This window comes from Piscinibacter sp. (assembly GCF_047600445.1).
GTDB lineage: Bacteria > Pseudomonadota > Gammaproteobacteria > Burkholderiales > Burkholderiaceae_C > Piscinibacter.
Genome location: NZ_JASGKT010000002.1, coordinates 1,419,430 through 1,431,238, shown reverse-complemented (window position 1 = coordinate 1,431,238; position 11,809 = coordinate 1,419,430). Strand labels below are relative to the sequence as shown.

At 68.9% G+C, this 11,809-nt stretch carries 9 protein-coding genes; all 9 read right to left on the bottom strand.

Features of this window, described 5'->3' with window-relative positions:
* Nucleotides 1–114 precede the first annotated feature (114 nt).
* The 9 genes from QM792_RS10870 to QM792_RS10830 all read right to left on the bottom strand — a co-directional run bounded on the left by QM792_RS10870 (nucleotide 115) and on the right by QM792_RS10830 (nucleotide 11,617).
* Nucleotides 115–1,329: a hypothetical protein gene (locus tag QM792_RS10870; protein WP_415149895.1), complete on the bottom strand. Its 1,215-nt coding sequence runs from the start codon at nucleotides 1,327–1,329 to the stop codon at nucleotides 115–117.
* Nucleotides 1,330–1,349: 20 nt separating this feature from the next.
* Complete coding sequence (locus tag QM792_RS10865; RefSeq protein ID WP_415149893.1) at nucleotides 1,350–1,775, bottom strand: ExbD/TolR family protein; 426 nt, start codon at nucleotides 1,773–1,775, stop codon at nucleotides 1,350–1,352.
* 6 nt (nucleotides 1,776–1,781) lie between these two features.
* The gene (locus QM792_RS10860; RefSeq protein WP_415149892.1) at nucleotides 1,782–2,210 is read right to left on the bottom strand and encodes an ExbD/TolR family protein; all 429 of its coding nucleotides are present in this window, start codon (nucleotides 2,208–2,210) and stop codon (nucleotides 1,782–1,784) included.
* A gap of 4 nt (nucleotides 2,211–2,214) precedes the next feature.
* Nucleotides 2,215–3,042 carry a MotA/TolQ/ExbB proton channel family protein gene (locus QM792_RS10855; protein WP_415149891.1) on the bottom strand — a complete coding sequence of 276 codons (828 nt, stop codon included), beginning with the start codon at nucleotides 3,040–3,042 and terminating at the stop codon, nucleotides 2,215–2,217.
* 67 nt (nucleotides 3,043–3,109) lie between these two features.
* Complete coding sequence (locus QM792_RS10850) at nucleotides 3,110–3,775, bottom strand: TonB family protein (protein ID WP_415149890.1); 666 nt, start codon at nucleotides 3,773–3,775, stop codon at nucleotides 3,110–3,112.
* A 99-nt stretch (nucleotides 3,776–3,874) separates the two neighbouring features.
* Nucleotides 3,875–6,595: a TonB-dependent receptor plug domain-containing protein gene (locus QM792_RS10845; protein WP_415149888.1), complete on the bottom strand. Its 2,721-nt coding sequence runs from the start codon at nucleotides 6,593–6,595 to the stop codon at nucleotides 3,875–3,877.
* A gap of 180 nt (nucleotides 6,596–6,775) precedes the next feature.
* Nucleotides 6,776–8,632: a dipeptide ABC transporter ATP-binding protein gene (locus QM792_RS10840; protein ID WP_415149886.1), complete on the bottom strand. Its 1,857-nt coding sequence runs from the start codon at nucleotides 8,630–8,632 to the stop codon at nucleotides 6,776–6,778.
* 540 nt (nucleotides 8,633–9,172) lie between these two features.
* Nucleotides 9,173–10,615 (bottom strand): ABC transporter permease, encoded by a 1,443-nt coding sequence (locus QM792_RS10835; protein ID WP_415149884.1) that lies wholly within the window; start codon nucleotides 10,613–10,615, stop codon nucleotides 9,173–9,175.
* Between the two features lie 18 nt (nucleotides 10,616–10,633).
* Nucleotides 10,634–11,617, bottom strand: coding sequence for an ABC transporter permease (locus QM792_RS10830; protein WP_415149883.1), 984 nt, complete (start codon nucleotides 11,615–11,617; stop codon nucleotides 10,634–10,636).
* Nucleotides 11,618–11,809 lie beyond the last annotated feature (192 nt).

Sequence of the window (11,809 nt, the reverse complement as noted above, 5' to 3'; positions counted from 1 at the left end):
AGCACGGATTCCCCATTGCAAACACCGCGCCCGATGTGAGCCCGATGCAAGAGAGCCCCCGCATTCGCGAGGGCTCTCGGCGTGCCGGTCAGGGCCAACTGGCCCGGGTCGATGTCAGTTGCGCCGCCTCGCGTACAGGCTCCACAGCCGCGCCAGGTCGGCCGTGCCGTCGCTGCCGCCCACGCTGCGCAGCGTGGCCTGCGCCTTGTTGTCGCCGGCCAGCACCTGCGCGATGCCCAGGTGCAGCTTGGCGTCCTCGGGCCGCTTCAGGCCGCCCTTGGCGATGCCCTGCTGCATCATCGCCAGGCCGGCGGCGCCGTCGCCGCCCATCGCGCGCGCGAAGCCGATCTTCACCAGGGCGTCGCCGTCCTTCGCGGCCTTGGCTTCCGCCTCGGCCGCCGCCTGGCCGGGCTTGGCCTCGGCGGTCTTGCGCGCGACGAGGTCGCGCAGCCGCTTGTGGCGCTCGGCCTCGGGGCCGGCGCCGAGCACGCCGCTGGCGAAGCCCTTGTCGACGATCTGGCGCGCCTCCTCCTCGTGGCCGGCCTGCAGCGCGAGCTGGCCGGCTTCCATGAAGTCGGCCGCCGACGACAGGCTGCCGGTGGCCAGGCTCAGGCGGTAGGTGTCGAGCACCAGCCGGTCGCTGAAGCCGGGCTTGCGCTGCATGCGGCTGAGCAGGTCGACCCAGTATTCCTTCTTCGGGTAGTAGGTCACCAGCCGCTCGAGCGCGAACACCGTGGCGTTGGCGTCCTTCATCTGCGACGCGGCGTTCAGCAGCAGGTTGAGCCGGTCCTGGCCCGGCGCGTTGCCGGCCTTCTCGGCGGCCTGCACCTCGGCGGTGAGCTCGCGCGCCGCGCCGGCGTAGTCGCCGCTGAGGTACTGGCTCTGGATCAGCAGCGTGCGGATCGCCGGGTTGCTGCCGCCCTCCTTGAAGTAGCGCTGGCTCCACTGCATCGCGCGTGCGTAGTCCTTGGCGCGGTAGTAGCCGCCGGCGATCGACTCGGCCATGCGCGCCTTGTCGGCCTGCGCGAGGCGGCCGCCGGCGGAAAGCGCCTCGTAGGCCCGGGTGGCCGCTTCCATGTCGCCCGCGCCCGAGGCCGCGGCGATGCGCATGCGCTCGACGAGGTAGGCCTCGTTGGCGTTCTTGTTGCCCACCGCGTCGGCGTCGCGCACCTTGGCCAGCGCCTCGCGGTACTTGCCCGACTTGATGAGATCCTGCGCCGCCTGCAGCGGCCGGCCGACGTCGGGCCGCACCGCCTCCTGCGCCGGCGCGGCGCCGAACGCGGCGGCGAGCGACAGCGCCAGCAGGGTCGAACGGAGTTGCTTGTTCATCGCGCTACTTCAGGAACTGCCTACTTCACGAACTGCTCGTTGCCCACCATGCCGAGCTTGGTCACGCCCAGCCGCTGCGCGGACGCCAGCACCATCGCCACCTGCTTGTACTCCACCAGCTTGTTGGGGCGGATGTGCACCTCGGGCTGGTCGGGCTCGGCGGCGGCGCGCGACAGGTTGGCCTCGAGCGCGGCGCGGTCGGCCAGCGCCATGCCGTTCCACAGCACGGTGCCGTCGAAGTCGATGTCGATGGTCACCACCACCGGCTCGGTCTGCGTCGGCGGCGGCGCGCCCTGCGGCATGTTGAGGTTGACGCTGTGCAACTGGATCGGGATGGTGATGATCAGCATGATCAGCAGCACCAGCATCACGTCGATCAGCGGCGTGGTGTTGATGTCGACCATCACGTCCTGGTCGCCCGAGGAGGAGCCCAGATTCATTGCCATGATGCGTTACCCCTTCGGCGGCGGCTCGGTCACGAAGCTGATCTTGGCGATCGCCGCGCGCTGGCAGGCGAACACCACGCGCCCGATCGACTCGTAGCGCGCCGCCTGGTCGCCGCGGATGTGCACCTCGGGCTGCGGGTTCATCACCGCCACCTGCTTGAGCCGCTGGAACAGCGCCTCGCTGTCGGCCACCGGCTGGGTGTTCCAGAACACGTCGCCGTCGCGGTTGACCGAGATCTCGATGTTCTCGGGCTTGGTCTGGCGCGCGAGGTTGGTCTCCTGCGGCAGCTTCATCGCGATCGACTGCGTCACCACCGGAATCGTGATCAGGAAGATGATCAGCAGCACCAGCATCACGTCGACCAGCGGCGTGGTGTTGATGGTGCTGTTCAGCGGATCCTCCTCGCCGCTGGGCGAGCCCACGTTCATCGCCATGGCGTCAGCGCCCCTTGCGCGCGCCCATCAGCACGCCGTGCACGTCGGCCGCGAAGCCGCGCACCGCGTCCATCGTCACCTTGTTGCGGCGCACCAGCCAGTTGTAGCCCAGCACCGCCGGCACCGCCACGGCCAGGCCGATGGCCGTCATCAGCAGCGACTCGCCCACCGGGCCGGCCACCTTGTCGATCGAGGCCTGGCCGGCGATGCCGATGGCCGTCAGCGCGTTCAGGATGCCCCACACCGTGCCGAACAGGCCGATGAAGGGCGCGGTGGAGCCCACCGTGCCGAGGAAGGCCAGGCCGTCCTGCAGGCGCGACTGCACTTCCTCCACCGAGCGCTGCACGCTCATGCCGACCCAGGTGTTGCGGTCGATGTTCTCGGTCAGCGCACCCTCGTGGTGCTCGCCCGCCTCGATGGCCGTCTCGGCGATGAAGCGGAAGGCGCCGTCCTTCTTCAGCTTGGCCAGGCCGTCCTGCAGGCTCGCCGACTTGAAGAAGGTGCCGCGCGCGCTCTTCGCCTCGCCGCTGAGCTTGAAGCTCTCGAACAGCTTGGAGAACAGGATGTACCAGCTTCCCGCGCTCATCAGCACCAGGATGATCAGCGTGCTCTTGGCGACGATGTCGCCCTGCGCCCACAGCGCCTTCAGGCCGTAGGGGTTGTCGACCACCTCGGTGCTGGTGGCCGCGGCCGGCGCGGCCGCCAGCGCCGGGGCGGCCGCTTCCGCGGTGGCCTCGGGCGCGGAGGCCTGCTGGGCCAGCACGGCCTGCGGCGCGAGGCCCAGGCTCAGCGTGAGGAAGAAGGCGGCGATGCTTTGACGGAGGAGATTCATGGTGTTCTCTTTCTGTGGTGCAGAGAAGAAGTGAAAGCGGGGAACGCGGGCCCGGGTAGGTGCCCGGTCAGTCGAGCTTGAAGGTGAAGGGAATGCGCACGGCCGGCACCTCGTGCCCCTGGCCGACGCACTTGATCTCCTGGACCTGCCGCGCCGCGTAGCGGCCGAAGATCGGGTGGGTGGAAGAGATCACGCGCGGGTTCTTGACCTCGCCGCCGGCGCCGACGCTGAACTCGATCAGCGCCTCGCCGCGCGTCAGGCCGGCGCGGTTGGCCTCGCGCGGGTAGCCGGCTTCCTTGACCCTCTCCTGGTAGCCGGGGCAGACCACGCCGGCCGAGACCACGGCCGGCGCGGCCGGGGCCGGCGGCGCGGGTGCCGCCACCGGCGGCGGCGCGGGCGCGATCACCACCGGCTCGGGCGGCGGCGTGGGCGTGACGGCGGTGATGGTGGGCTGGGGCGGCGGCGGGGTGGCGATCTGCACCTCGGGCGGCGGGATGAAGGGCGGCGGCGGCGCCTCGAGCTTGGGCGGCGGCGGCAGCAGCACCTCGGGCGGAGGCGGCGGCTTCTTGACTTCCTCGATGACCTTGGTCTCGATCGGTGCGCGCACCACCTCGATGACCTTCTTGGCCAGGCCGGTCATCAGCGCGTAGATCACGAAGCCGTGGAACAGGATCACAGCGGCGATGCCGACGAAGTGCTTCGTCGGGTCACGCTGTCGCTGACCGAAATTCATGTCCTGGGATCTCCAGTTCGAAAGCGTGCGAGGTTAACAAAAATGCCCGCCGGCTCGTGACCAGCGGGCATGGGGGAAGCGGCTTTCCGTCCCGGGAACTCAGAACGCGTAGTTGAGCTTCGCCTGGAACGTCCGTCCCAGCGGGTTGTAGTAGCGGTAGTCGAAGCCCAGCATGTGGGCGCCGGTCGTGCGCAGCGTCAGCGGCGGCGAGCGGTCGAAGACGTTCTTGACGCCCACGGTCAGTTGCAGCGCCTTGTTGACGGCATACGACGTTTGCCAATCCAGGGTCGAGAAGCGCTTGATGTTCATGCGGAACTCCTGGTCCTCGCCAATCCAATTGCCAGCGTCGTCATAGAAGTCCACCCAGCCCGGGAAGTCCTTGTAGCCGGACAGGAAGTTGACGGCGGCCGTGTGGGTCCAGTTGCCCATCTGCAGCGTGTTCGACCAGGTCGCCTTCCAGCGGAAGGTCACTTCGCCGATCGACGGGTTGTTGTCACCCACGGTCGAGAAGTACTCGCCATTCGGCAACAACTGTCCCCGGTCGCGGATCATGTACGTCGCCCTGAGCGACGAAGTCAACGGGCCGACATCCGTCGCGAACCGTCCGACGATGTCGAGGTCGACCCCGCTCGAATAGCTCTTGCCGAGGTTGGTTTCGCGGGCGGCATAAGCGAGATAGGTCTGCCCGCTCACGGGGTCGGTGTACGAGGTCCAGAAATCGGAGTACTTGGCAGCGTTGCTGAACGCCTCGGTCTCGTCGATGGTTCCGAAGGTGTTCTTGATCCCGATCCACCACAGGTCGGCCCCGAAGGAGAACGAGGACGTGGGCTCGACGCGGAAACCGATGGTCGCCTGCCGCGACTCCTCCGGCTTGATGTTCGCGTCGCCGCCGGTGAACACGTCGTACTGCGTGCCCGCGGGGCGGCACTGGGCGCCGAGCCCGGTGGCGATGGCCTGCATCTCCGGTGTGCAAGCGAAGGGCGTGCCGGTCACGCCGAACTGTTGCAAGGGGCGATAGAGCTGGCGCAGCGTGGGCGCGCGGAAACCGGTACCGAGCGAGCCGCGGAACAGCACCGCGTTGTTCGGCTGGTAGCGGAAGCTCACCTTGCCGGTGACGGCGCTGTCGATGTCCTTGTAGTTGTCGTAGCGCAGAGCGGCCCCGATCTCGAACGACTTGGCCACGGGCAGCAGCAGTTCGCCGAACACGCCGAAGGCCTTGCGCTTGGCGCTGTACGCGATGGCGGCGCCCGCATCCCCGAACCGGGAGTCGTCGCCAGTCGGCCCGGCCACGCCACGCGCCACGGCGCTCGGGTCGGTGTCCACCGCGTCCTGGTTGTAGTTCGCGCCCAGCGCAATCGACGCCGCGCCGCCGGGAAGCTGGAAGATCTCCCGGCTGGCCTTCGCCTCCAGGCTATAGAGGCGGCTGCGCTCGCCGTCGTAGAAGCCGTCGGTCATGATGCCGGCAGCCGCATCCAGCGCAGCCTGCGACTGGTTGCCGCGCAGCACGAACGGATTCCAGACACCGCTGTTCATCAGTTCGTTGAACGCCTTGCCGAACGGATAACCCTTGTTGAATTCCTTGTACTTGGTCTGCTGCGCGCCGACGGAGGTGCTGTAGTCCCAGCCCCCGACGCGGCCCTCCGCACCCAGCCACGCACCGAAGCTGTCTCGCTTGTAGGTGGCTTCACGGCCACCGAGATCCGTCGCCCGGTAGTAGACCGTCGCCTGATCATGGACGAACCCGTCCTGATCGGTGTAGGGCGCCCACCCGATATCGTTGAGGTAGCCGCCCAGCGGCCCGTTCGGGTCGATGGACAGTTCTCCTGGCACCGAGGCGATCAGGGTCTTCGTCTTGGTCTTCGTGTAGTAGGCGTCGAACTTGAGTTCGTGGTCGGGGCTGATCTTCAGCACCGAGTTCGCCATGAAGCTGGCACGGTCCCGCGTGGGCAGGCCCATCACCGTTGCGGCGTAGTCGTTGTAGCAGGATCCGAAGTAGTCCACGTGCCCCGGCGGGCACTCGCCATTCTGCACTTCGTAGATATTCGCCAGCGAGCCATCCGGCATCACGACGTTGCCCGGGATGGAGCGCGGCGAGCCATTAAAGAAGCCGACGTGCTGGCCGCCATAGTCGAAGAACATGTTGCCGGTCTTCGAGAAGCTGCGCTGGCTCGCCGAGAGAGAATCGCGCTTGTCGAAGGAAGCCGACAGCAGCACGTTGTAGCCGTCGGAATCCACGTTGCCGATGCCCTTGGAGATGCCGAAGTTGGTCTCCTTGCCGCCGCTTCTCTGAGGGATGGAAGCACGCAGTTCCAGACCCCCCATCGACGTGTTGCGCCGAGTGATGAAGTTCACCACGCCAGCCACCGCATCCGAACCGTAGATGGCCGACGCGCCGTCGGTCAGCACCTCGACGCGCTCGATCGCCGACAGCGGAATCATGTTCAGGTCCACGGCCCCGCCGGCCTCGCCGACCAGGCGGCGACCGTTCAGCAGCACCAGCGTGCGATCGCCGCCCTGGTTGTGGATGGAGACCTCGGCCAGGCCGCCGCCGCCGCCGCCGATCGCGTCGCCTTCGGTGTAGCCGCCCTGCACGACCGCGAGGTTCTGCATCAGTTCGACCACCGATGTGACGCCGCTTCGCTCGATGTCCTCGCGCTTGAGCGTCTGAACAGGCAGCGCCCCTTCGGCCGCCACACGCTTGATCGACGAGCCGGTGATCTCGACGCGCTCCAACTGCTGAGCTTGCGCCCAGGCGCCCGCGGCGCCCATCACGCCCAAAGCGAACACCACCCCTGCGCTGACCTTCGTTCTCCTGAACATGGCTTCTCCTCGAAAGCTATGAAAGGTTGATCTGTAACCCTTGCCCCGAGCAAGACACATGCCGCCCTTGTAAGCCGGCTATGTCCCGTCTGCGAAGCTACGTCAACGGATTGTCACCACAGCGGTGCGGCAACTTGTCTAGGGGTTTCCTTGAAACGGTGCGCGGACCCCACACCGGGGTCAGGCCGCCGCCGCGGCCGCCGCGATGCGCGGCACCGCCGCCAGCAGCGCCCGGGTGTACTCGGTGCGCGGCGCGCCCAGCACCTGCTCGACGCTGCCCTGCTCCTCGATCAGCCCGCGCTGCATCACCGCGATGTGGTCGGCGATGTACTCCACCACGCCGATGTTGTGCGTGATGAACAGGTACGACACACCGGTGTCGCGCTGCAGCTCGCGCAGCAGGTTCAGGATCTGCGCCTGCACCGAGACGTCGAGCGCCGAGGTCGGCTCGTCGCAGACGATCAGGCGCGGCTCCACCGCCAGCGCGCGCGCGATGGCGATGCGCTGGCGCTGGCCGCCGGAGAACTCGTGCGGGTAGCGCTCCAGCGCGTCGCGGCGCAGGCCCACCTGGTCGACCAGCGCGTGCAACCGCGCGCGGCGCGTGGCGCCGTCCAGTTCGGGGCGCAGCGCGATCAGGCCTTCTTCGAGGATCTCGAGCACGCGCATGCGCGGGTCGAGCGAGCCGAACGGGTCCTGGAAGACGATCTGCACCGCGCGCCGCGCGCTGCGCAGCGCCTCGCCTTCGAGCGCGAACAGGTCTTGCCCGTCGAACAGCGCCTGCCCGCCGATCACCGCCTGGCGGCGCAGCAGTTGCACGATGGCCTTGCCGGTGGTGGTCTTGCCGCAGCCGCTCTCGCCCACCAGCGCCAGCGTGCGCGCGGCCGGGATGTCGAACGACACGCCGCCCACCGCGGTGAAGGCGCCGGCCACGCGCTGCAGCAGCCCCTTGCGGATCGGGAAGCGCACCGAGAGGTCGCGCACTTCGAGCAGCGCCCTGGCGGGCGCCTCGGCCGGCGTCTCGGCGCGCGGCGCGGCTTCGCGCGCCGGCTCGGCGCCGCCGGCAACGGCCGCCGCAGCCGCCGCGCCGTCGCGGTACAGCAGGCAGCGCACGCTGCCCTCGCCCACGCGCAGCATCTGCGGCACGGTGTCGTGGCAGACGTCCATCACGCGCTCGCAGCGCGGCGCGAAGCGGCAGCCGCGGAATTCCTGCCACAGCGCCGGCACGGTGCCGGCGATGGCGGCGAGCGCGCCGCCGCGCTTGCGCGTGTCGGGCAGCGCACGCAGCAGCGCCTTGGCGTAGGGGTGGCGCGGCGCGGCGAAGAACTCGGCGGCGCTCGCCACCTCGACGATCTGGCCCGCGTACATCAGCGCCACCTGCTGCGCCATGCCGGAGACCACGGCGAGGTCGTGCGTGATCAGCAGCAGGCCCATGCCCTGCTCGCGCTGCAACTGCTTGAGCAGTTCGAGGATCTGCGCCTGGATGGTCACGTCGAGCGCGGTGGTGGGCTCGTCGGCGATCAGGAAGTCGGGCTCGCAGGCCAGCGTCATCGCGATCATCACGCGCTGCTTCTGGCCGCCGGACAGGCGGAACGGGTATTCGTCGATGCGCCGCTCGGGCTCGGGGATGCCGACGCGCCGCAGCCACTCGATGGCGCGCTCGCGCGCCGCCTCGCCGCGCAGTTCGGTGTGGCTCTCGATGGCCTCGACGATCTGCTCGCCGACGCGCATCACCGGGTTCAGGCTGGTGGCCGGCTCCTGGAAGATCATGCCGATGCGCCCGCCGCGCACCGCGCGCATGCTCGACTCGGGCAGCGCCAGCACGTCGACGCCCTCGACCTCGATGCGGCCGGCGTCGATGCGGCCGTTCTCGGGCAGCAGCCGCATCAGCGCCAGCGCGGTCATGCTCTTGCCGCAGCCCGATTCGCCCACCAGCGCGAAGGTCTCGCCACGGCGTATCGCCAGGTTCAGCCCGTCGATGGCGCGCACCAGGCCGGCGTCGGCGTCGAGCGTGACTTCGAGGTTCTCGATCTTCAGCATCGTGCTCGTTTCGGGTGGGAATGAACCCGTTCGCCCCGAGCGTGCCCTTCGACACGGGGCTTCGACAGGCTCAGCCCGAACGGAGTGGGCAGGTTCAGCCCAGGCGGGGTGGTCAGGTTCAGCCCGAACGGGGTGGTCAGGTTCAGCCCAGGCGGGGTGGGCAGGTTCAGCCCAGGCGGGGTGGGCAGGCTCAGCCCGAACGGGGTGTTGTCCGTTCGCCCTGAGCTTGTCGAAGGGCGAACCAAGGTGTGCGACGAGGCTTCGACGCACTCGGCCCGAACGGGGTTTTCGAGAGCGGGAGCCGCCAACCCGTTCGCCCTGAGCTTGTCGAAGGGCGGCCGAGGTGCGCGATGGGGCTTCGACAGAGCCTGTCCTGAGCTTGTCGAAGGGCTCAGCCCGAACGGGGTGGAGAAACTCAGCCCGAACGGGGAAGAGAAACTCAGCCCGAACCGGGCGGAGAAACTCGGCCCGAACGGCCTGTTCAGCGAAGGGAGCGAGCCCGTTCGCCCTGTGCCTGCCGAAGGGCTGGCCGCCGAAGGTTCAAGCATGGCTGCGCCTCACCAGGCGAGGCCGCAGGCTGCGCGCGCGCGGGTCGAAGGCGTCGCGCACGCCGTCGGCGAACAGGTTGGCCGCCAGCACCAGCGTGACCATGAAGCCGAAGGCGGCGGCGAAACTCCACCACACCACCGGGTCGCGGCTCATCTCGCTGCGCGCCAGGTTGATCATGCCGCCGAAGCTGTTCATCGCCGGGTCGACGCCGACGCCCACGTAGGTCAGCACCGCTTCGTACAGGATCAGCTCGGAGAAGCTCAGCACCGTGGTGATCAGCACCAGGTGCATCACGTTGGGCGCGATGTGGCGCGCCATGATGCGCGCGTGGCCGACGCCGAAGGCGGTGGCGGCCTGCACGTATTCGAGTTCGCGCAGCTTGAGCGTCTCACCGCGCACCAGGCGGCACAGCGTGGCCCAGCCGGTCAGGCCGAGGATCACGCACAGCAGGAAGATCTTCAGGTCGGAGCGCTCCAGCCCGGTCTCGAACAGGTCGGGGTTCTTGTCGAGGAACACCTGCACCATCAGCACGCAGGCGGCGATCAGCAGCACGTTGGGCACCGAGCTGAGCGTGGTGTAGAGGTACTGGATCACCTCGTCGACCCAGCCGCGCAGGTAGCCGGCCAGGATGCCCAGCACCACCGCGAAGGGCAGCGTCGCCACGGTGGCCAGCGTGCCGATCACGAAGGCGGTGCGCACGCTCTTGAGCGCCTGGTACAGCACGTCGTTGCCGGTGCGGTCGGTGCCGAACACGTGGTAGTGGCCCATCAGCGCGAGCGCCGCGCCGATCAGCATCGCCGCCACCGCCACGGTGGCCAGCGCGGCGCGCAGCGGCAGATCGGTGCGGTCGGCGGCGATGTCGCGCAGCGCTTGCCGCCAGCCGCCGTGCGTGCGCCGCAGCGCGGCCGCGCAGCCCAGCGCGGCCAGCGCGGCTGCCAGCAGCCCGCCGCAGGCGCCGGCCGCGGCGCGCAGCGCGACGTCGGCGTCGCGCTCGTTCGCCGGGTCGGCGAGGTGCGCGCCGCCGAACTTCAGGCGCGGGAAGTCGCGCACCGGCTGGCCGTCGCGTTCGAACGGCTCTTTCGTCAGGCCTAGCCAGGCCAGCGGCTCGGAGTAGCCGGTCTCGCGCATGCCGATCTGGCGCGCCAGCAGCAGGTCGAGCACGCTTTCGGTGGTGGTGGCGTAGAAGATCCTGGCGTCGGCCGCGGCGCCCGGCGGCGGCGGCAGCGCGCGGCGGAAGTGCAGGCTGTCGGCCAGCGTGACCAGCGCGAACAGCGCCAGCACGATGCCGGCCGACAGCGCGGCCGGGTCGCGCAGCACCTTCCACCAGTTGGCGCGCAGGTTGGCGTTGGCGCGGATGCGAAAGCCGTACCAGACGAGCGCGGCGGCCATCGCGTAGAGCACGATGTCGGTCCAGAGCAGGACGATCTTGGGCATGGTGTGCTTCGTTTGCGCTCAGGACAGCCGCACGCGCGGGTCGGCCCAGGTGTAGGCCACGTCGATCAGCACGTAGCTGGCGATGTACAGCAGCGCGCCGAGGAAGACCATCGAGCGCACGATGGCGAAGTCCTGCCCGGTGATCGCCTCGATCACGAAGGCGCCCAGCCCCGGGATGCCGAAGAAGCTCTCGAACACCAGGCTGCCGAGGAACACGTAGGGCAGGTAGGAGCCGGCACTGGTGATGATGGGGATCAGCGCGTTCTTCAGCACGTGGCGGAACAGCACCACCGCTTCCGACAGGCCCTTGGCGCGCGCGGTGCGCACGTAGTCGCGGCCGATCTCCTCGAGGAACATCGCGCGGTACAGGCGCGCCTCGCCGCCCAGGCGCGACAGCAGCGACAGCGCGATCGGCAGCACGAGGAACTTCACCGCGTCCAGTCCCGGCGCGTAGCCGTTGATCGGCACCAGGCGCAGCAGGCGCGAGAACAGGTACTGGCCGACGATGATGTAGAACAGCGCCGAGATCGACAGCATCAGCACGCACAGCACCACGCCCCAGAAGTCGATGCGCGAGTGGCGGAAGAACACCAGCAGCAGCGCGAAGGCCGTGCTGGCGATCACCTGCAGGATGAAGAGGGGCAGCGCGAGCTGCAGGCTGACCCACATCCGCGTGCGGATCTCATAGCCGATGTCGATCGCGGCGCGCGCGTCGGAGCGGCCGAACTTCAGCGCGAACAGCGAGACCGAGCGCTCCCAGACGATAGTCTGGGTCAGCTTGGCGGCGCCCTGCTCCTTCGCGTTCCAGTACAGCGGCTTGTCGTAGCCGCGCTCGGCCTTCCACTTGTCGATCTGCTCCTGCGTGACGCGCTTGCCGCCGATGTTCAGCCGCGCCATGTCGTCGGGCGTGTTGACGGTGAAGAACAGCGCGAAGGTGAACAGGTTCACGCCGATCAGGATCAGCACTCCGTAGCCGAGGCGGCGGATCAGGTAGGTCAGCATGTCGAAGGGGCAGCAAGGCGCGCAGCGGGCTTCGACAAGCTCAGCCCGAACGGGGGGGTGGTGTGGGCGTGAAGCAACCGTTCGGACAGGCTCGACCCGAAAAGGGGAGCGGCGCGGGCGTGAAGCAACCGTTCGCCCTGAGCAGGGGACTGAGCTTGCCGAAGGCCCCGTGTCGAAGCGGCAGTGAGGCGC

What these genes read in the sequence shown, in the direction of transcription:
- QM792_RS10870 (WP_415149895.1), bottom strand. Translation starts at nt 1,329, where the DNA reads ATGAACAAGCAACTCCGTTCGACCCTGCTGGCGCTGTCGCTCGCCGCC.
- QM792_RS10865 (WP_415149893.1), bottom strand. Translation starts at nt 1,775, where the DNA reads ATGGCAATGAATCTGGGCTCCTCCTCGGGCGACCAGGACGTGATGGTC.
- QM792_RS10860 (WP_415149892.1), bottom strand. Translation starts at nt 2,210, where the DNA reads ATGGCGATGAACGTGGGCTCGCCCAGCGGCGAGGAGGATCCGCTGAAC.
- QM792_RS10855 (WP_415149891.1), bottom strand. Translation starts at nt 3,042, where the DNA reads ATGAATCTCCTCCGTCAAAGCATCGCCGCCTTCTTCCTCACGCTGAGC.
- QM792_RS10850 (WP_415149890.1), bottom strand. Translation starts at nt 3,775, where the DNA reads ATGAATTTCGGTCAGCGACAGCGTGACCCGACGAAGCACTTCGTCGGC.
- QM792_RS10845 (WP_415149888.1), bottom strand. Translation starts at nt 6,595, where the DNA reads ATGTTCAGGAGAACGAAGGTCAGCGCAGGGGTGGTGTTCGCTTTGGGC.
- QM792_RS10840 (WP_415149886.1), bottom strand. Translation starts at nt 8,632, where the DNA reads ATGCTGAAGATCGAGAACCTCGAAGTCACGCTCGACGCCGACGCCGGC.
- QM792_RS10835 (WP_415149884.1), bottom strand. Translation starts at nt 10,615, where the DNA reads ATGCCCAAGATCGTCCTGCTCTGGACCGACATCGTGCTCTACGCGATG.
- QM792_RS10830 (WP_415149883.1), bottom strand. Translation starts at nt 11,617, where the DNA reads ATGCTGACCTACCTGATCCGCCGCCTCGGCTACGGAGTGCTGATCCTG.